The 20,085-nt window shown below is 45.7% G+C and carries 16 protein-coding genes and 1 other RNA gene; 2 read left to right on the forward strand and 15 right to left on the reverse strand.

What is annotated here, in order from left to right; all coding sequences use genetic code 11:
* The first annotated feature begins 99 nt into the window (after positions 1-99).
* On the forward strand, positions 100-1,251 hold the full coding sequence (locus MHB84_RS12060) for a glycosyltransferase family 2 protein (protein ID WP_076291974.1): 1,152 nt from the start codon (positions 100-102) through the stop codon (positions 1,249-1,251).
* A gap of 168 nt (positions 1,252-1,419) precedes the next feature.
* Here MHB84_RS12060 and MHB84_RS12065 read toward each other — a convergent pair whose 3' ends face one another.
* The 3 genes from MHB84_RS12065 to MHB84_RS12075 all read right to left on the reverse strand — a co-directional run bounded on the left by MHB84_RS12065 (position 1,420) and on the right by MHB84_RS12075 (position 5,171).
* Positions 1,420-2,274, reverse strand: a complete 855-nt coding sequence (locus MHB84_RS12065; RefSeq protein ID WP_076291975.1) for an aldo/keto reductase — start codon at positions 2,272-2,274, stop codon at positions 1,420-1,422.
* Positions 2,275-2,443: 169 nt separating this feature from the next.
* Positions 2,444-3,694 carry a macrolide family glycosyltransferase gene (locus MHB84_RS12070; protein WP_076291976.1) on the reverse strand — a complete coding sequence of 417 codons (1,251 nt, stop codon included), beginning with the start codon at positions 3,692-3,694 and terminating at the stop codon, positions 2,444-2,446.
* A gap of 223 nt (positions 3,695-3,917) precedes the next feature.
* Positions 3,918-5,171 carry a mechanosensitive ion channel family protein gene (locus MHB84_RS12075; RefSeq protein ID WP_076291977.1) on the reverse strand — a complete coding sequence of 418 codons (1,254 nt, stop codon included), beginning with the start codon at positions 5,169-5,171 and terminating at the stop codon, positions 3,918-3,920.
* 199 nt (positions 5,172-5,370) lie between these two features.
* Between MHB84_RS12075 and MHB84_RS12080 the strand changes: the two genes are divergently transcribed.
* On the forward strand, positions 5,371-6,093 hold the full coding sequence (locus MHB84_RS12080) for a hypothetical protein (RefSeq protein WP_083679138.1): 723 nt from the start codon (positions 5,371-5,373) through the stop codon (positions 6,091-6,093).
* Between the two features lie 89 nt (positions 6,094-6,182).
* On the opposite strand, the gene MHB84_RS12085 is transcribed toward MHB84_RS12080, so the two are convergent.
* The 12 genes from MHB84_RS12085 to gap all read right to left on the reverse strand — a co-directional run bounded on the left by MHB84_RS12085 (position 6,183) and on the right by gap (position 20,034).
* Positions 6,183-6,803 carry a polysaccharide deacetylase family protein gene (locus tag MHB84_RS12085; protein WP_076291978.1) on the reverse strand — a complete coding sequence of 207 codons (621 nt, stop codon included), beginning with the start codon at positions 6,801-6,803 and terminating at the stop codon, positions 6,183-6,185.
* Positions 6,804-7,243: 440 nt separating this feature from the next.
* Entirely contained in the window at positions 7,244-7,606 is a 363-nt protein-coding gene (locus MHB84_RS12090) for a hypothetical protein (protein ID WP_076291980.1), read from the reverse strand.
* A 465-nt stretch (positions 7,607-8,071) separates the two neighbouring features.
* Entirely contained in the window at positions 8,072-8,341 is a 270-nt protein-coding gene (locus MHB84_RS12095; RefSeq protein WP_076291981.1) for a hypothetical protein, read from the reverse strand.
* A gap of 121 nt (positions 8,342-8,462) precedes the next feature.
* Positions 8,463-8,827, reverse strand: a transfer-messenger RNA (tmRNA) gene (gene ssrA, locus MHB84_RS12100).
* Between the two features lie 669 nt (positions 8,828-9,496).
* On the reverse strand, positions 9,497-9,979 hold the full coding sequence (gene smpB / locus MHB84_RS12105) for an SsrA-binding protein SmpB (protein ID WP_024629496.1): 483 nt from the start codon (positions 9,977-9,979) through the stop codon (positions 9,497-9,499).
* Positions 9,980-10,159: 180 nt separating this feature from the next.
* A complete protein-coding gene (gene rnr / locus MHB84_RS12110) occupies positions 10,160-12,937 on the reverse strand; it encodes a ribonuclease R (protein ID WP_076291982.1) in 2,778 nt (925 codons plus the stop codon).
* A 451-nt stretch (positions 12,938-13,388) separates the two neighbouring features.
* A complete protein-coding gene (secG, locus tag MHB84_RS12115; protein WP_024629498.1) occupies positions 13,389-13,622 on the reverse strand; it encodes a preprotein translocase subunit SecG in 234 nt (77 codons plus the stop codon).
* 216 nt (positions 13,623-13,838) lie between these two features.
* Positions 13,839-15,125: a phosphopyruvate hydratase gene (eno, locus tag MHB84_RS12120; RefSeq protein WP_076291983.1), complete on the reverse strand. Its 1,287-nt coding sequence runs from the start codon at positions 15,123-15,125 to the stop codon at positions 13,839-13,841.
* Positions 15,126-15,365: 240 nt separating this feature from the next.
* Positions 15,366-16,910: a 2,3-bisphosphoglycerate-independent phosphoglycerate mutase gene (gene gpmI / locus MHB84_RS12125; protein ID WP_076291984.1), complete on the reverse strand. Its 1,545-nt coding sequence runs from the start codon at positions 16,908-16,910 to the stop codon at positions 15,366-15,368.
* Positions 16,910-17,662, reverse strand: coding sequence for a triose-phosphate isomerase (gene tpiA, locus MHB84_RS12130; protein ID WP_076291985.1), 753 nt, complete (start codon positions 17,660-17,662; stop codon positions 16,910-16,912). The genes gpmI and tpiA overlap by 1 nt, the downstream gene beginning before the upstream one ends.
* A gap of 33 nt (positions 17,663-17,695) precedes the next feature.
* Positions 17,696-18,877 (reverse strand): phosphoglycerate kinase, encoded by a 1,182-nt coding sequence (locus tag MHB84_RS12135; RefSeq protein WP_076291986.1) that lies wholly within the window; start codon positions 18,875-18,877, stop codon positions 17,696-17,698.
* Between the two features lie 149 nt (positions 18,878-19,026).
* Positions 19,027-20,034, reverse strand: coding sequence for a type I glyceraldehyde-3-phosphate dehydrogenase (gene gap, locus MHB84_RS12140; RefSeq protein WP_056695277.1), 1,008 nt, complete (start codon positions 20,032-20,034; stop codon positions 19,027-19,029).
* Positions 20,035-20,085: the final 51 nt, after the last annotated feature.

The following is a 20,085-nucleotide window of genomic DNA, read 5'->3' on the forward strand; positions in this document are numbered from 1 at the left end:
TCGCTGCCACATATATGGAATAAACTAATATCACTTCTTAATTGAGCGTGTTCGTTTTTTTCATAAGGAGCGTCCAACAACGTGAAGGAGGAAACAGGAATGGCGATCCGCTACAGCATCATTATCCCAACCTATAATCGGGCCCATCAGTTATCGCTTACTCTGGCAGCCTTAGAGACACAAACCTACCCGAAGCACCTTTTCGAAGTCATCGTAGCTGATGACGGTTCCACTGATGGAACGAAAGAACAGATCCAAGCATTCCAGTCTTCATATCCTTTGACCTACGTATCGCAGACGGAGCAACGTGGCAGATCAGCGATCCGGAATTTGGGACTTCAGCATGCCAAAGGGCTATATGTTATCTTCTGTGATGCTGACTTTCTGGCATTACCCGAATTTATTCGAACCGTGCGTCAATATCATCGTAAAAATCCCAGAGCCGTCGTTTCGGGTTTTCCACATTCCTTTGCCGATGCTTATACCCACTACTATCCAGACTTCTCGCCATCGGAAAAAGATCATTGCCGTTCAATCCTTACCCCTTCAAACTTATGGCGTCCTGAATTTGATGCAGCGAATGAAATCGTCCCACTGGTCACACCGGAAGATATCATTCATCAGACAGATACATTGTCCAAAGTGATTTTCCCAACCAAAATACCGCCTGGTGTCATCAAACAATTTGCCAGCACCGATGTGGCTCCATGGATGCTGCTCGTCACGCGGTGTGTTTCCATTCGCCGAAGCCTTCTGAATCGAGTTGGAGGTTTCAATGAAAGGTTTGTACTGTATGGGCTTGAAGACTGGGATCTGGGCTACAGACTGCATCGTTTGAAAGTGCCCTTCTACTGTATGAAGGAGGTCGTAGGTTATCATCAAGAACATCCTACACATTTCCGAGGGGAAGTGCTCAATACAGAAAATCTGAAAATCATGCTCGAAACCTATGGATTCAATGATTCCGCACTCAATTTATTCTGCGTAGTACCACCATCAGCTGACCTCCAAACCTACAAAAAAACGCTGCGAATCTTGCGCAGAGGCTTCCGGTCCAGAACAACACGTTCTTCCGCACGATTGTTAAAGAAAACATTGCGGATTGCTGCCAAACACTTCGCGCTTCAAACAGATGTGGAAGCGTATAAAAGATCGCTCGCAAGAATACAGAGAAAAGCAAAAGGCAGAAAAAGTCGGGTGGCTCGCGTTTTACAGGATATGGCGCAGAGATCTAAGGAATTGGTTGAGTAGTTAGCTGTATCACTAACTTCGCCCATATTACTCCTGCTCCAATTGCATCCACTTTTTTAATACAACAAAAAGCCTCCTATCTACATCTCTGTAGAATAGGAGGCTATGTTTCCTTTATACTCATTTTCCCCACCTTACGGTGTATGGCACGTATTCAAATTCAGCAATTTAAAATTCTTCGTATTCACTCGGGTCCTGATTCCACAGTCGTCCATCTTTACGATTATATGAAGAAATGACTTCCATCTCTTTCTCGCTCAGCTCGAAATCGAAAATATCGATATTTTCTTGCTGGTGTTGAAGCGAGCCAGCTTTAGGAATAGGAATTGACCCAAGCTGGGTATGCCAGCGCAAAATAACCTGCGTACCCGTTTTGCCATGAGCTTCGGCAATACGAAGGATCTGCTCATCTTTTACGATATCTTGTACAGCATCATTACCACGACCAATTGGACTCCACGATTCGTTAATAATGCCATGCTGCGAATCCTTCTCCCGTTGATCCGCTTGGTCAAAGAATGGATGCAGCTCAATCTGATTCAGACTTGGCGCTATTCCCGTCTCCTTAATCAGGCGTTCATTGTGTTCCGGAAGGAAATTGCTAACTCCGATGGAACGGATATATCCGCGTTTTTTCGCCTCAATGAGTGCCTGCCACGCTTCCACATACATATCCTGCTTGGGATTCGGCCAGTGAATCAGATATAGATCATAATAATCCAGATCTGCTCTGTATAGAGATTCTTGGACGGCTACAATCGCCTTTTCAAAAGCATGGTAACGCCCTGGCAGTTTAGATGAAATGAGCAGGTCTTCTCTGGAAACGGAGCTCTGCTTAATAGCCTTCCCGACAGTCGCCTCGTTCTCATAGTTATACGCTGTGTCAATCAGTCGATAACCTGCATCCATCGCCGAAGCTATGGATTTAACGCCTTTTTCGCCTTTTAAGCTATAGGTACCGAAGCCAATGGCAGGTACTTTTAAGCCATCATTCAACGTATATTCCGGAATTGTATGATTCATCTGGTAAACTCTCCTTTGCGAAAGATATACTAAAACGATATGGAAAAGGTGATATGCCCTCTCCGTTTATTCTACCCCTCCATACGCGGATGAATCAAATATAAGCCACCACCCCGTTATATGGGGTGGTGGCTTTCTCTTCTAATTTTAATAGAGGCAAGTTGCCTCTTTATTCATGCGAAGAGATCGGCGTGGCCGATAACGACCGATTACCCATAAAGTTCTGAATGGCCATAGCAGCCTGCTTGTACCCGCCAGCATCGCGTAACGTTTTCCCAATAACCTCAGCATGTTCTTTGTAGGAGACATTGCCGAGCACTTCTAATACCGCGTTTCTCAGTACGTCGGGTGTAAGGTTATTTTTATCCACGATGACCCCTGCTCCGAGCTCCTGCACCCGGCCTGCTACACGCGGCTGATCCGAGGTTAACGGGAGCATGACCAAGGGTACATTATAATACAATGCTTCGCTTGTACTGTTCATGCCCGCATGTGTCAGAAAAGCATCTACCCCCTGCAACACTTCCAATTGTGGGAGATAGGGTCTGATGATGAAATTGTCAGGAATGAGATCAGCAATCGGCTCCAAATCAGTGTCCTTCCCTGAAGACAATATAAACTGCACAGACAAATCACCGAAAGCCGTAAAGCACAGCCTATAAAAATCAAGATCCTTATTTAAAATGGTTCCCATCGAAATATAAACCGCCTGTTTATAAACGGCATGCAGAGATTCCTTTGCGAAGGATGGTGCATCCTTACGAGGTGTAATAGATGGGCCCGTGAACACAAAGCTTTCGTCCAGCTTGTCCCCCATGGGTTGAAAATAGCGGCTTGTATAAACAATCTTCAGTTGTCCTGGATGCCCAGAAAGTTCTGACAGAGAAGGAACAGCTACATTGAACTGGGAAGCTAATTGCTGGGACATCTCGATGATGCCGTTATATAGCTTCTTGACCTCCTCATCGTCATCCTTCAGTTGATTTTTATTACCGAATCCGAGAGGCTCCACAAAAACAAAAGTGGTGGTTGAGCATACCGCTGGGATACCCAGCTTTTCACCTAAAATTTGTCCTCCCCAGCCTATTAAGGAGTCAAAAATTAAATAATCATAGGTTTCATTTTCGATCAGATTCAGAACATCTGGAATAAACCGTTGAATAATTTTTTTCAAAACCATATATAAAAATTGGTAAGGGTGCTTGATTTCAAATGGCTTCCTATCTGGATTGTTAAGCAAGGTTGCCTCGTTGAAGGAGTATGCTTTAAATTGTGCGCCTAATGCTTCAATCTTCGTCCGATATTTTTCCGTACAACAGTAGACGACTTCATCGCCGTTCTCTATCAGTTCCTTGATTATTCCGAGCGTCGGATTGATATGACCTTCTGCAGGCATCATTACAACTAATACACGTGCCACGAAATTCACCTCCATTAAATTTTCCAATCTTCAAGCGGGACATTTTATTTCTAGCTTCAAGATAATACGTCTAAAATAAAATCTGGAAATCATGCCCATATAATTATACTATTAATTATTTCCATTTTTGTAAATAGTGTATATGTCACTTTTTGAACAAAAAAAGCACCTTTACGGTGCTTCCTCTGTCGATATTCATTTTGGATTAGGTAAATAACATATCTCAATATCCTCTCGAATACTGGGGGTTTTCTTTTAGTTGCACGATATCATGACCTGTTGGATTTTGGAAAGCACGAAGGCCAAATGTCGGCGCAACGGCGAAGATGTGGTCAAAAATATCCGCTTGAACAGATTCATACACACCCCAGGTGATATCATTGCTGAAGGCATAGATTTCAAGTGGTAGACCATTATCACCAGGCGCTAACTGTCTCACAATCAACGTCATATCCTTATGAATTTTCGGATGATTCCTCAAATATTGATGGATATATTCTCGGAATACACCCACATTCGTAAGCTGTCTACCGTTCACAATGCTTTCCGTATTAATATGGTGTTCCATATTATATTCGTTAATTTCATTTAATTTTGTCGCGAGATAATCCGTAAGATAGTGGATCTTCTGAAATTCCCCAATCATTTCCTTGGTGCAGAAGCTTATGCTGCTTGTATCAATATAGACGCTTCGCTTAATCCTTCTGCCACCAGATACCTGCATGCCTCTCCAATTTTTAAAAGAATCCGAGATGAGCGCGTAGCTCGGAATCATCGTGATCGTTTTATCGAAATTCATAACCTTTACCGTATTTAATGTAATATCGATGACGTCGCCGTCGGCATTATATTTGGGCATTTCAATCCAGTCACCAACACGCACCATGTCATTCGATGATAATTGCACGCCTGCCACCAGTCCCAATATGGAGTCCTTGAAGACGAGCATCAGAACAGCTGATAAAGCGCCGAGTCCACTGAGAATAATCAATGGATTCTGTCCAATGAGGCTCGAGATGACGATAATGCCTCCAATAATGAAAAGAATGATCTTGGCTACCTGAATGTATCCCTTAATGGGTCTGATCTTGGAGACTTCATAAGAACGATATATGGTATCAAAGGCATTAAGTAACGCATTTAATACCGTGATGGTTATGACGATCATATAAGTTAAAGCTGCTTTTTCAATCAAAGCTTGATAGGACGGGAAGACATACGCAGAATAATAGATGATTATCGCCGGTACCAGATGCGATAGGTTGTGGAACACTTTTTTCTCCACGATGATTTTATCCCACGTGTACCGATTGTTGTTGATGATTTGGATAATAATCTTCAGTACGATTTTTTTGGCTATAAAATTGGCCAGTATGGAGACCACAGCTATAAATAACACCATGATCAAATTCGAAAGATATCCAATGGTTTGTTCACTCATGCCAGTTCCGTCTAGTTGATTTTTGATAAAGTCCATTGTATCCTCCTGACGCGGTTTATATTAACTTATTATTATAAATTACATTCTAGTACGAAGTAAAATTTCAAAAAATTACAGTAATCGGTTGATGGGGTAAAGGGTATGCTCCTCTCATGAGTATCACGTCACATAAATGGGCTAATGTGCATAGACTGGGCTAAATATAAACCAGACTCTTGCATTGGAGATGTGAACCTTGAGTAATCCAAAAAATAAAGCTAAGACTCAGCCTATTGCCATGAAAAAGCTTTCCCCCGTAAGCATGGTAACGGAGCTTCCACCCGTACGCGGTAATTTAAGAACATCTTCCTCAAATCCAAATAAGGCCATTCATAATGAAAAGGACACAACATCCGCTATAGATGCATGTGTAGACCGTGCTTTTCGTATTCCTATATTTTTGAGTACAACCAACACGGTAAATGGCCCGCAAGAGCAATTTTTGAACCGTCTGATTAGGGAAATTGAAGATGCACTGCTCTTCCCCCGCACATTGCCCGTTAGTGAACAATACCCGGAAAACATTCTAACGAATATACGACGCCTGGTTTTTTCAAGCTATGGATTGCTCGCAATCAACTTCCGCAGATTTTATGTTCAAATTCTTGAATCCAATGTAGGGGAGCCCCCAACGACCACTCCGTTCTGGGAAGGGTCGACCTTTTCTCAAATCGAGCCTGCCATGGCCTTTCAATTCGGCATTCCAATCTTATTAGTGAGAGAGAAGGGAACGGACGTCAGTAATGGGATTTGGGCTGGAGGAATCACACCTCTCAACATATTTGTTGACTGGGATTCCGATAACCAATCCGTAGACGATTTCTTTAACAGTGTTCAATGGAGAGAGGTCTTTGCTAATTGGACGGCGGAAGTACGGGGTAACTATTTGCTTCGCACGGAACCCTTGTTCAATAATTAAACTTCTGGGGCTGGTCGATACTGGACAAGAAAGAGGACCCTATCATTCCAATGAATGATGGGCCCAATCAATAATTCTCTGTTTATCGATTACTTAGAAAATCTCAACAATTCACTTACCGTGACCAATCGGTACCCTTCCGCGACAAGTTCATTCACCAACACTCGAACCGCCTCCACTGTCTCGGAGCGATCCCCATACCCGTCATGGAATATTAACACACTCCCGGGTTTCACCGCAGACCGGGTATGCTCTAGAATGTGCTCAACGCCGGGATTGTCCCAATCCTTCGCATCACCGTTTACCGCACCAATCGTTTGATATCCGCGCTCCGCCGCCAGAGACAGAATGTCATCGTTTACGCCAAAATAAGGCGGGCGGAAGCAGCGGGTAGGTTGCCCCGTAATTTCTTGAACAAGACTTTCTGCACGTTGCAGTTCCTCTCCGGCTGCTTTCAGCGTCAGCTTTGTCAGGTCCGGATGCGTGTACGTATGGTTTCCGATCTCATGCCCTTCACGGTGCACCTCCGCCGCAATCTCCGGGTGAGCCTTCATCTCTTTGCCAATCATGAAAAACGTCGCCCGCCCACTCGCACTGCGGAATATCTCAAGCACTTGACGTGTATATATCGGATGAGGACCATCATCAAACGTGAACGCCACAACCTTTTCCCGAACAGATTCCTGCTCTACCAACGCGATATTAACCATAAAGCAATGCCCCCTCTCTGCAACTGTCTGTCTACATTCTCCCTTATTATTCCATGATTATATACTCCGGTCTAGTTCAGAGATCACACCTTTACCTGCTCTTCTAATCTAACCTTTGATCGCACCTGCGATCATGCTCTTCTGCACCTGTTTGTTCAACAGCAGATAGATGACTACCGTTGGCACCGTCGTAATCATCAGTCCCGCACCAATTATACCCCGCAAGGAGTACTGATTTATAAAATTTTGGAGGTACAGAAAATAAGTTGTGGTTTGTGCCGGATGGAGAGTGATGCGCGGGATGCGGAGGTTCTTAATACACAAAAGACGCTGATAAACATCTACCTCGATATGTGCATACTTTTGAGCAAAATTACGATATGTACGAGCATAATTCTTGCTACTGACAGTACGTTATGGTAAGAAACAGCGAATCGTGATCAAAGCGAGAATTCGGTAACGCCTTTTTTGGAGGCATATTTCAGTGTGTAGCTTCCTTCTATGCCGTATGGCATCGTAGCGATTTGGATACGTGTGTAATCCAGCCGACTCTCTCTCAGCACTTTTTTAATTAGCGCTATGCTCCGATCCTCGTCCGTTACCACACAAAAAATGTTCATTACATATTCCTTTGGATCAGCCACACGGCTACCCAGATCACATCCATCCACCTCTCCCAAATCCGCCTGAGTTAGAACGGTTTCCAGATATTCCATCACCTTTTCCTTCAACCAATAATCTCGTTTACTGCCCTGCGCACTCTTCAGCGGATATTGCACCACAAGCCAGTATTTTTCACTCATTCAGCTTCACCAACCAATCTTTATATGATAGGGCATTACGTTATGTGTACAGCACTTGGACGATAAGGTGCATATGTTAGCCTTACATTCCTCCAGTTCAAAATGGGCTAGATAATTGACCTTACTGCTTTTTGGAATTGTACTGCCCTTCCATTTGCAGGATGAGGAACATGGTGATGTTTAATGAGATGGGAGCTTAACGTGTCTGCTGACTTTCTGCCAATAGCCACGATCTGAGCATCAGAATTGAGTTGCATACGCTGTCTGGCGAAATAAACACCATCCTCCAACTCTGCCAAAGTCGGCGTTCGATTCGTCATCCTGTTTTCAGAAGATTGATAAGGATGAAAGGGATAGATGTTCCAAAAAATAAAGTCCGTTGGTTTCCACCTTAGACTGGATAACACTTCGCACCATATGATGGATACTGCCGGTTCTGCGAATCCATACAGTTCCTGACTCCGGTTAGGTTTGACGATACTGGGCAGGCTTGTTCGGATGCCCGGCCTCACCTGAAAAAATCATCTGGTGATTCACCAGCGAGTGATTCCCTGTAACCATCCACTCGGACGTCAAAGGTACGCCGAAGAACCTCGCCCCTTGATAGCCCACCGCTTCGGTGCCGATATCATAGCCCGTCACATAATCTCTCCAAGGATTAATCACATTTACTGGCGAGACATATGCTTGTATCCCTGCAACAAACTCGCGGATCTGTTGCTGCGTTTGGTTCATGCTTTTTTGCCTCCTTTGGGAGATTACAGAGTATATCGGGCTTGCATCAGCTTATTTCACAAAGATTATATCATAAACAGAAAAACCACCAACCAGAACGCTGGTTGGTGGTTTTTGACTCTAATGGAGGCGAGGGGAGTCGAACCCCTGTCCGAAGATAACGACACATAAGCTTCTACGGGTGTAGTCACAGTTTTGATGTCACCCGAGTATCGCCCCGTAACCGGCTATACGTTGGGTCAGCCTGATTGTCTTCTTCAGCACACCCCAGGCGGAGATGTGACAGCGTATCCCACTACTTGTTAGCCCCTAATCCTGTCACATGGGCGATGCAGGTTAGAAGCACGCACACAGTTTCTTAGGCTGCGAAAGCGTAGTTTGTTTGTTGTTTGCCGTTTAATAGGCTTTAGCGTTGATGAAGTGGACGCGTCCCCACTACCCGCTACCCATGCTCGTACTATCCCCGTCGAATCCATAAACGCCCCCTCATATAAGAAGGGCTCCAGGATTAATCCGTGAATACGGAGCAAAGGTGCTGCACATCTTTTTCCTCCAAGGTAAAAAGATGCTTCTTTCAAACTCGGCATTCCTGTCTGCTACTAGAACATCATAACACAGCAACAATCACCGATATAGTACAGATTGCTGGAAGACGTTCCAGCAGACTGAGCAACTGTGCAAGTTTAACCAACACACATATGAAGCTCAAGCGTCTACATATTATACCGCGTCCCTCAAGGGAAGTAAAGTTGAGTACCGAATGCCAACGATTCACAAACAGTTCCACTTAACTATCTTACCCACGATCCGAACAAACTACGCAGCCATCTGCAAACTTACTCCATCAACCTTGCCAATAAACCATACAGTTTTAACTTTTACTAACCTAACATCTTAATAGACAGGATACGTGGCAACAACTGGTGTATCTCATATCATAACCGGCACAATAATTTGACTGGCGCTCGGCAAATGAGCGTGTTGCGCCAAACTCATTACACCGCTTCCCCTTAACAAGGAACCTCTAATCAAAACAAAAAATCCCAAGCTCCACCCAACTACGGGTAAAACCTGAGATCCTAATTTCTAACATAACCTGCATCACTAACTAACTTACCATGAGCAAATCAACACATAGCAATCCGCAAATCCCAATCAACGAGCCACCTTCTGCTTCTCGCGCAGTACCCGTTGAATATCACGTTGTGCATCGCGTTTTGCGGCAGACTCCCGCTTATCATACTGCTTCTTACCTTTACCCAGTCCAAGCAAGAGCTTCGCATACCCGTTACGAATATAGATCTTCAGCGGCACTATACTGTATCCGTCCTGCTTCGACAGCCCTAGCAGTTTGTGAATCTGCACTTTATGCATCAGCAGTTTGCGCGTACGGGTTGGATCAATTGGATTATGACGGTTCCCTTGTTCAAAAGGACTAATATGCATATTGTGAATATGAATCTCACCGTTCCGAATCGTGGCAAATGCATCGCCAATATTCGCACGGCCGTTACGAAGAGATTTTATCTCCGTTCCGGTAAGCACCATGCCCGCTTCATACGTATCTTCAATGAAGTAGTCATGGGAAGCCTTTTTATTCTGTGCAAGCACTTTACTCTGTCCATCATTCTTGCCCATGTCCTCACTCCTTCTCCGTAAAATAAGCCGGTACCTATGCTCTACAGCAGCGCACCACACATTTCCTCAGGTACCACATGCCAGACCTTAATTGTAGCAAGGACCGCTGTTAAAATCAAGAAAGAGGCGGTCTGCGCCGCCCCTTCTCATTACACTCATTTCATGTTCAGCGAAACGCGTTTACTTTTTCTTCTTCCGTACAAAAGCCGCCGTTCCGTTGGCAGGTGCACCTTTATTCTTTTTGCGCTTACGACGTGGTGCTCCACCTTCCTGAACACCGCCTGGTGTAGCTCCTTCTCCAATAAACACACCGCTAGGTGAGGTGTTTTTGCGTCCACTACCGCCTTTGCCACCTTTACCTCCGCCTTTACCGGATTTGAAGCTTCCTTCACCACGACTGCTGCCGCTGTTCAGAGCATTCCCTTGTCCACTAGCTGAAGTGCCTTCCTGACCACCTGCGGTAGAGCTATAACCACCTTTGCCAGATCCAAAACCAAAGCTTACCGCTCCCTTGCTCCGGCCAGCTGATCCGCCAGTATCTCCAGCACGACGCTCACCTCTCGGTTTGCCGCCACCTTTGCCACCTGCGCTTCCTACTGTGTTCGAAGCTCCGCTACGACCGCCACGTCCGCCTTTGCTGCTCTCATCGGCAGATCTGCCACCACGGCTGCCTCCAGCACCAGTAGGGGTGCCTTTACCACCACGCGAGCCACTGAATCCACCGGAACCACTCTTCGCGCCGCCGCGTCCGCCGCCACCAGCAGGACGTCCACCTTTACCGCCACGTCCACCACTGAAGCCACCAGGACGTTCACCGCGAGGTTTCATGTCGACCATTTCAAAGTCAATCGTGTACTCTTCCATGCTCACACGCGCCACACGAATCTTCACCTCATCACCGATGCGGAAGACCTTGGAGGTGCGTTCGCCAATCAGAGCCATATGTTGATCGTCAAAATGGTAATAGTCGTCTGTGAGCGCACTCAGGCGAATCAGACCTTCTACCGTATTCTCCAGTTCAATGAACATACCGAAGCTGGTAACACTGCTGATCATGCCTTCGAACTCTTCGCCGACTTTATCGAGCATGTACTCGGCTTTCTTCATTTTCTCTGTATCCCGCTCAGCTTCAACCGCCACACGCTCACGTTCCGAAGATTGCTGTGCAATATCGGCCATACGTGCAGCCAGATACTCTTGACGGTTCTCAGGCAAAGCCCCATTGTTCTCAATTACTTCCCGAATAACACGGTGAATGACGAGATCGGGATAACGACGGATCGGCGATGTGAAATGACTGTAGAACTCTGCCGCCAGACCAAAGTGACCGGACATCTCAGAATCATACTTCGCCTGTTTCATGGAACGCAGCATCATTGTACTGATAACCGTCTGTTCTTTCGTTTCTTTGATATCCTCAAGAAGGGATTGAAGCGCCCGTGGATGAATCGCGTTGCCACGTCCCTTGACGTGGTGTCCGAAATTCGCCGCAAAGGCGAGAAAATTTTGCAGTTTTTCCTGATCTGGATCTTCATGCACACGATAGATGAACGGAACCTTCAACCAGTGGAAATGCTCCGCTACTGTTTCATTGGCTGCCAGCATGAATTCCTCAATAATTTGCTCCGCAATCGAACGCTCCCGTTTCACGATATCCACTGGTTTGCATTCTTCATCCACGATGATTTTGGATTCTTCAAAATCAAAGTCAACCGCACCGCGGCGCATACGCATCGCACGAAGCTTCAAGGCAATCTCTTTCATCAAGTGGAAATCATCCACCAGGTCCTTGTAACGCTCCAACAATTCAGGCTCTTCACCTTCAAGAATTTTACGAACATTGGAATACGTCATACGCTCTTTGGTCTTGATCACACTTGTGAAAATGTCGTGTTTCACAACCTTCATCTGGTCGTTGAATTCCATCTCACAAGAAAGGGTCAAGCGATCTACTTGTGGGTTCAAACTACAGATCCCGTTGGACAACCGTTGCGGAAGCATAGGAATAACACGGTCCACCAGATACACGCTGCATCCACGGTTGTAAGCTTCCTGGTCCAACTTGGAGTTTTCCTGCACGTAATAGCCTACATCGGCAATATGAACACCCAGACGGTAGTTACCGTTAGGCAGTTTCTCCACGTTGACAGCGTCATCCAGATCCTTCGCGTCTTCGCCATCAATCGTAACGATATTAAGTCCACGCAGATCACGGCGACCTTGCTGGATAATTTCTTCTTCCGTAATGGCATCCGGTGCTTTTTCCGCTTCTTCCACCACTTCATCGGGGAAGGCTTCAGGCAGCTGATGTTTACGGATTACGGACAAAATATCAATACCCGGTTCATCCTTATGACCGAGGATCTCGATTACTTCACCTTCTGCTGCTGCCCGACCCTCTGGATAGCTGATAATTTTTGCAACAACTTTTTGCCCATCTACAGCTCCATTAAAGTTCGTACGTGGGATGAAGATATCTCGGTTAATCCGCTTATCGTCCGGAATGACGAAACCATAAACCTCGTGGCTTTGGAATACACCGACCACTTGCGTGACCGCACGGGTAACAATACGGACAATCTCACCCTCCAAACGCCCACCAGAAGGCCCTTGAGAAGTAACCTTAACAAACACCGTATCTCCGTTCATCGCGCTTTTCATGTCATTGGCGTGGATGTACACATCCGGATGTTCCCGATCCTCAGGGATGAGGAAAGCAAACCCCTTTGCATGAGCCTGCAAACGTCCGCGCACCAAATCCATACGTTCTGGCATACCGTAGCGGTTATTGCGGGTCAACAAAACTTTGCCGGATTCCTCCAGCGTATTAAGCATAATTAAAAAGGCTTTGAAATCAGCCGCATCTTCAATCTCGAAGTGCTGTTCCAGTTCCTGATAAGTCATCGGTTTATAAGCGGTTTCCCGCATAAAGTCGAGCAATTGTTGTTCTGTTATCATTAATATTCACCTCGGGAAACATAAAAGTGTAATCTTGTCTCATCTCTCTATGTATCGGAAACCTTACAAATAGAAAAGCCATTTAACACAGGCCTCACTATCTCATACCCTAGTATACACGAATTCAATCCGGCGCATCCGTACCCTGCAAAATAAACCAAGCATTCATGGCCCCTTGCATAACCGCGCTTTCATGCATCATAACAGCATTTATGCTACATGTGTTTTGCTCTCGAAAAGACAGAAAAGAATCGGCCCAGAACAGGGCGAATATGTAGGAAGGTTACCGAACAGAAGTGAGAAGAAATCGAAGATCGGAATCATGTGGTTCATTGGAAAAGACTGGTCATGGATGAATTTATTAAAAAACCTCCGTTTCTTCTCGAAACGAAGGTTAATCATTCAAGCGTTCATGCTCGAAACTATCGCGTTACATCAGGCACTCCAGCTCTTACTTGGAGACAACCGTAACGATGATAGACAAAATGAAGAATCCTGCACCCAGTACAACTGTTGCACGTTGCAGGAAAAGATCCAGTCCGCGCGCTTTCGTTTTACCGAAAAGATGTTCCGCACCACCGGAGATGGCACCCGCCAAACCAGCGCTTTTCCCGTGCTGCAGCAATACTACAGTGATTAGACCGATCGAAAACACCACGAGCAGCAATTTCAAAGCAATATCCATTCTTTCCACCTCCTACCCATGTGGGCATAACATCTCACCATAAAAACAGTTACTTTAATTGTAACACAGCTATTAACGTGATACAAGTAGTGGCATTTCATCAATTACTGAGATACAGCAAACATTTTCAAGCCCTTAATCTTAAGTAATTAAAATAAAATTAATAAAAAAGACAAGCCGGTTACCCGGCTTGCCCGTGAGTTGTCGTAAGACAACTTATTTTTTGAGGTTGTAGAAACCTTTGAGACCATTGTATTGAGCCAGTTCACCCAGTTGATCCTCAATGCGGAGCAATTGGTTGTACTTCGCGATACGGTCCGTACGGGAAGGAGCACCCGTTTTGATTTGACCTGCGTTAGTTGCAACAGCGATGTCAGCGATTGTGCTGTCTTCGGACTCACCGGAACGGTGGGAGATTACAGCAGTGTATCCTGCACGTTTAGCCATTTCGATTGCATCGAATGTTTCAGTCAATGTACCGATTTGGTTAACTTTGATCAGGATGGAGTTACCGATACCTTCTTCGATACCTCTACCCAGACGCTCTGTGTTCGTTACGAACAGGTCATCACCAACGAGTTGTACTTTGTCTCCCAATTTCTCAGTGAGCAATTTCCAACCATCCCAGTCATCTTCGGACATACCGTCTTCGATTGTGATGATTGGGTATTTCTCAACCCATGAAGCCAGAAGGTCAACATACTCAGCAGAAGTGTAAGATTTACCTTCGCCAGCAAGTGTGTACTTACCATCTTTGTAGAACTCAGTGGAAGCAACGTCCATACCCAGGAATACGTCAACGCCTGGTTTGTAACCAGCTTTTTCAATAGCTTCGATGATTGTAGTGATTGCTTCTTCGTTAGAACCAAGGTTCGGTGCGAAACCACCTTCGTCACCTACAGCTGTGTTCAAACCTTTGGAGCTCAGTACGGATTTCAGGTTGTGGAAGATTTCCGCGCCTACGCGAAGAGCTTCTTTGAAGCTTGGAGCTCCAACTGGAAGAACCATGAACTCTTGAACGTCGATGTTGTTGTCAGCATGCTCACCACCGTTGATGATGTTCATCATTGGTACTGGCAGTGCTTTAGCGTTGAATCCGCCCAGGTAAACGTACAATGGCAGGTCCAGAGCGTCAGCAGCTGCGCGAGCTACTGCCATGGATACAGCCAAGATTGCGTTAGCACCCAGTTTACCTTTGTTTGGCGTACCATCCAAAGTGATCATCAATTTGTCGATACCCAGTTGATCCAATGCATCCATACCGATTACTTCTGGAGCGATTGTTTCGTTTACGTTTTTAACAGCTTGCAGAACGCCTTTACCCAGGTAACGGGATTTGTCGCCATCGCGAAGCTCAACAGCTTCGTGGGCACCAGTGGATGCACCGGATGGAACGATAGCGCGTCCGATTGCGCCGGACTCCAGGTATACTTCAACTTCAACTGTAGGGTTACCGCGGGAGTCGAGGACTTCGCGAGCGTACACGTCAGAAATAATAGTCATGAGTGATAATCTCCTTTAAATTTAAATTTATTAAAAATTAGGACCACTTGTGTTTTCCCTTTTCACTACGTTAGCAGAATCGTCTTCCGATCTCTGTTATCCCCTGATTTCTTTGAACTTATCGTCATAAGTTGAAATCATGTGATAAAGGCGAACGCTCCGCTTCTTCAGACTATTTCTGCTGCCTTCGTTCAGGGTAAACGCCAAACTTCCCAATTTCATATATTGTGGCTAAGCAACTTATTTACGGGTAGCGATGACGGATGTACCTGTCATTTCTTCCGGTTTAGGCAATTGCATCAAGTCAAGAATCGTTGGAGCGATATCTGCGAGGATTCCGCCTTCACGCAGGGTAACGTTAGCATCTGTAACGATGAATGGAACTGGGTTCGTTGTGTGAGCCGTGAACGGACGTCCTTGCTCATCGAACACCATATCCGCGTTACCATGATCCGCAGTAATCAACACAACGCCGCCTTTAGCGAGTACTGCATCTACAACACGGCCCATACATTCATCTGTTACTTCTACTGCCTTAATCGTAGGCTCCAGCATGCCGGAGTGCCCAACCATATCAGGGTTAGCAAAGTTCAGAATGATGGCATCATGTTTGTCTGCTTCAATCTCGCGAACACATGCGTCAGCTACTTCATACGCGCTCATCTCCGGTTGCAAGTCGTACGTTGCAACTTTTGGTGAGTTGATCAGCACGCGTGTTTCGCCCGGAAGCTCAACATCACGGCCGCCGCTGAAGAAGAAGGTTACGTGCGGGTATTTCTCGGTTTCTGCAATACGCAATTGTTTCTTGTTATTCTGTACCAGAACTTCACCCAGCGTGTTGTCGAGGTTTTTAGGCGAGTACGCCACATATCCTTCAACGGTCTCGCTGAACAAGGTCAGGCACACGAAGTGCAAGCCCACAGGGAACTTCGGACCACGGTCGAAACCACGGAAATCCTGGTTCGTGAATACTTGCGACAGTTGGATCGCACGGTCAGGACGGAAGTTGAGGAAAATGACGGAATCGCCGCTCTCCACCAAACCTACCGGCTGGCCATCCGCTTTAACGATAACCGTTGGTTCAACGAATTCGTCAAATACGGATTTTTCATACGATTCTTCAACCGCTTTGAGTGGATCAGTGTATTTCGGTCCATCACCATAAACGATGGCACGATATGATTTCTCAACACGTTCCCAACGTTTGTCACGGTCCATCGCATAGTAGCGACCTTGAACCGTTGCGATTTGTCCTACACCGACTTCCTCGATTTTGGCAATCAGCTTCTGCATGAACTCTTTACCGCTATCTGGCATAACATCACGGCCATCCATGAAGGCATGAATGTATACGTCATTCATTTCTTCTTTTTTGGCAAGATCCAGCATAGCGAACAAGTGGTCGATGTGACTATGTACGCCGCCATCGGACAACAAACCATACAAGTGAAGCTTTTTACCGTTTTGTTTCGCTTCGCGAACAGCTTTAACGAGTGTCTCATTATCGTAAAATTCACCGTCACGAATCGATTTGGAGATACGAGTCAAATCCTGATATACGATCCGGCCGGCACCAATGTTCAGGTGACCTACCTCGGAGTTCCCCATTTGCCCTTCCGGCAAACCTACAGCTTCACCGCAAGCAGTGAGAGTTGTATGTGGGAATTGGCTCATAAAACGGTCATAGTTCGGTTTCTTGGCTTGCGCTACCGCGTTGCCTTCCTCCGTGTTACGAAGACCAAAGCCGTCCATAATGATCAGTGCTACAGGTTTTGGAGCTGTCATTACTTCGCCCCCTCAACAAGCGCGATGAACGAAGCCGGCTGCAAGCTGGCACCGCCAACAAGCGCGCCGTCGATGTCGCTTTGTCCGAGGTATTCTGTTACGTTCTCAGGTTTAACACTGCCGCCGTATTGAATACGAACTGCACTCGCAACCGTCTCGTTGTACAGATCCTTCACCAGTGTACGGATGTAAGCAATAACTTCATTCGCATCTTGGGAAGTGGAGGATTTGCCTGTACCAATCGCCCAGATTGGCTCATAAGCGATAACCACTTGTACCGCTTGCTCTGCAGACAGACCTGCCAAAGCAGCTTCTGTTTGCACTTTGCATACGTCTTTTGTTTGGTTCGCTTCGCGCTCTTCAAGCGTCTCACCAAGGCAGAAGATTGGAGTCAATCCGTGACGGAATGCTGCATGCAACTTTTTATTGACAGTCTCATCGGTTTCCGCAAAATATTGACGGCGCTCCGAGTGACCAATAATGACATAATCCACGCCCAGGTCTTTCAGCATAACGCCGCTGATTTCACCTGTGAATGCACCGTTGTCTTCAAAATGAAGATTTTGTGCACCAATTTTGATGTTTGTGCCTTTAACGGCTTCTACCAGAGATGGCAGATTCGTAAACGGTGCGCAGATAACAGTCTCTACGCCTTCAACTTCCGCTTTTCCTTTAACTTCCTGAATGAAGTCATTGGATTCGGAAACCGTTTTGAACATTTTCCAGTTACCTGCGATAATCGGTGTTCTCATGGTTTTCAACTCCTTCATGCTATAGCTTAAAGCTTACTTGTCGTTCAATGCAACTACGCCAGGAAGCACTTTGCCTTCCATGAACTCGAGCGATGCACCGCCACCTGTAGAGATGTGGTCCATTTTGTCAGCCAATTTAAACTTCTCAGCTGCTGCTGCGGAGTCACCGCCACCAATGATGGTGTATGCCGATGTCTCAGCGCAAGCTTCCGCTACTGCACGAGTACCGTGGGAGAAAGGCTCGATTTCGAATACGCCCATTGGTCCGTTCCATACAACGAGTTTGGAGTTTTTAACAACGTCAGCATAGATCTCACGTGTTTTAGGACCGATGTCGATACCTTCCCAATCTGCAGGAATGTCGCCAACTTCAACAATCTTCGTGTTTGCGTTCGCACTGAAGTCGTCGGAGATAACGATATCAACTGGCAGATAGAAGTTTTTACCCAGTTTTTTCGCTTTTTCGATAAAGCCCAGAGCTACATCCAGTTTGGACTCATCCAGCAGGGATTGACCTACTTCATAACCTTGAGCCTTCATGAATGTGTAGGAAAGACCGCCACCGATGATTACGTTGTCTGCAATGTTCAACAGGTTGTCGATCACATCGATTTTGTCTTTAACTTTGGAACCACCGATAATTGCTGTGAAAGGACGCTCAGGGTTGGAGATTGCTTTGCCCAACACTTCAAGTTCTTTCTCCATCAACAGACCGGATACTGCTGGCAACAGGTGAGCGATACCTTCTGTCGAAGCGTGTGCTCTGTGAGCTGCGCCGAATGCATCGTTAACGAATACGTCAGCCAGTTCTGCAAATTGTTTAGCGAGTTCCGGATCGTTTTTCTCTTCGCCTGCGTGGAAACGAACGTTCTCAAGCAACAATACGTCGCCGTTGTTCAGTTCAGCGATTTGAGCTTTTACTGTTTCGCCAACGGAATCATCCGCTTTAACGACTTTTTTACCGAGCAATTCGGACAAACGCTCAGCAGCTGGAGTCAAACGCATGGATTCAACCACTTCGCCTTTTGGACGACCCATGTGGCTTGCCAAAATAACTTTAGCGCCTTTTTCGATCAAGTAGTTAATCGTAGGAAGCGTGGCACGAATACGTTTGTCATCTGTAATTTTACCATCTTCGAGCGGCACATTAAAATCTACACGGACAAAAGCCCGTTTTCCTGTCAATTCGATATCACGTACACTTTTTTTGTTCATCTGTATTTCCTCCGCACCCATGTATTTGGTGGATCAATCAAGGGCCCAAATCCCTTGTCAATCCTGGTGTTTTTGAGAAATTTGCAAAATGTTGATATATAAAGAGCGGAAACAATAGCATCTGTTTCCGCTCTATGTTATTGCAGATATTACTTGATCATTTTTGCAAAGTGCTCCAAAGTGCGAACCAGTTGAGCAGTGTAGGACATTTCATTGTCATACCAAGCTACAGTTTTAACCAATTGTTGGTCGCCAACAGTCAGAACTTTAGTTTGAGTTGCATCAAACAGGGAACCGAAAGTGATACCTTGGATATCGGAAGATACGATTTCGTCTTCTGTGTATCCGAAAGTTTGTGGATCGGAAGCTTCTTTCATTACTGCGTTAACTTCTTCAGCAGTAACTTTTTTACCCAATACAGTCACGAGCTCAGTCAGGGAACCAGTAGCTACTGGTACACGTTGAGCTGCACCGTCGAGTTTGCCTTGCAGTTCTGGAATAACCAAACCGATTGCTTTAGCAGCACCAGTTGTGTTAGGGATGATGTTTTCAGCTGCTGCGCGAGCACGACGGAAGTCACCTTTAGGGTGTGGAGCATCCAATGTGTTTTGGTCGCCAGTGTAAGCGTGAATTGTAGTCATCAAACCTTGAACGATTCCGAATTTGTCTTGCAGTGTTTTTGCCATAGGTGCCAGGCAGTTAGTTGTGCAAGATGCGCCGGAGATTACAGTTTCAGTACCGTCGAGGATTTCATGGTTTACGTTGTAAACGATGGTTTTCATGTCGCCAGTAGCTGGTGCGGAGATAACAACTTTCTTAGCTCCACCTTTCAAGTGTTTCTCAGCTGCTTCTTTAGTTGTGAAGAAACCAGTACATTCCAGAACGATATCTACGCCCAGGTCGCCCCAAGGAAGTTCTTCTGGGTTACGGTTAGCCAATACTTTAACTTCTTTGCCGTTCACTTTGAAGAAGCCATCGTGTACTTCAACATCGCCATCGAAGCGACCTTGAGTTGTATCATATTTAAGCAAATGAGCCAGCATTTTAGCATCAGTCAAGTCGTTGATTGCTACAACTTCAATGCCCTCTACATTTTGAATACGGCGGAATGCCAAACGACCAATACGTCCAAAACCGTTAATACCTACTTTAATCATGAGTAAGTTCCTCCCAAGTTTTGATTAATTTTTTATGAAGCTTATATATTC

This window comes from Paenibacillus sp. FSL F4-0087, from assembly GCF_038020215.1.
In the GTDB taxonomy this organism is placed as follows: Bacteria; Bacillota; Bacilli; order Paenibacillales; family Paenibacillaceae; genus Paenibacillus; species Paenibacillus taichungensis.

Excerpts from the sequence above, each read along its gene's own strand:
- MHB84_RS12135 (WP_076291986.1), bottom strand. The coding sequence starts at position 18,877 with ATGAACAAAAAAAGTGTACGTGATATCGAATTGACAGGAAAACGGGCT.
- MHB84_RS12095 (WP_076291981.1), bottom strand. The coding sequence starts at position 8,341 with ATGAACCAAACGCAGCAACAGATCCGCGAGTTTGTTGCAGGGATACAA.
- secG (WP_024629498.1), bottom strand. The coding sequence starts at position 13,622 with ATGGATATTGCTTTGAAATTGCTGCTCGTGGTGTTTTCGATCGGTCTA.
- MHB84_RS12090 (WP_076291980.1), bottom strand. The coding sequence starts at position 7,606 with ATGAGTGAAAAATACTGGCTTGTGGTGCAATATCCGCTGAAGAGTGCG.
- rnr (WP_076291982.1), bottom strand. The coding sequence starts at position 12,937 with ATGATAACAGAACAACAATTGCTCGACTTTATGCGGGAAACCGCTTAT.
- gpmI (WP_076291984.1), bottom strand. The coding sequence starts at position 16,910 with ATGACAGCTCCAAAACCTGTAGCACTGATCATTATGGACGGCTTTGGT.
- MHB84_RS12085 (WP_076291978.1), bottom strand. The coding sequence starts at position 6,803 with ATGGTTAATATCGCGTTGGTAGAGCAGGAATCTGTTCGGGAAAAGGTT.
- MHB84_RS12060 (WP_076291974.1), top strand. The coding sequence starts at position 100 with ATGGCGATCCGCTACAGCATCATTATCCCAACCTATAATCGGGCCCAT.
- smpB (WP_024629496.1), bottom strand. The coding sequence starts at position 9,979 with ATGGGCAAGAATGATGGACAGAGTAAAGTGCTTGCACAGAATAAAAAG.
- tpiA (WP_076291985.1), bottom strand. The coding sequence starts at position 17,662 with ATGAGAACACCGATTATCGCAGGTAACTGGAAAATGTTCAAAACGGTT.
- MHB84_RS12075 (WP_076291977.1), bottom strand. The coding sequence starts at position 5,171 with ATGGACTTTATCAAAAATCAACTAGACGGAACTGGCATGAGTGAACAA.
- MHB84_RS12065 (WP_076291975.1), bottom strand. The coding sequence starts at position 2,274 with ATGAATCATACAATTCCGGAATATACGTTGAATGATGGCTTAAAAGTA.
- eno (WP_076291983.1), bottom strand. The coding sequence starts at position 15,125 with ATGACTATTATTTCTGACGTGTACGCTCGCGAAGTCCTCGACTCCCGC.
- gap (WP_056695277.1), bottom strand. The coding sequence starts at position 20,034 with ATGATTAAAGTAGGTATTAACGGTTTTGGACGTATTGGTCGTTTGGCA.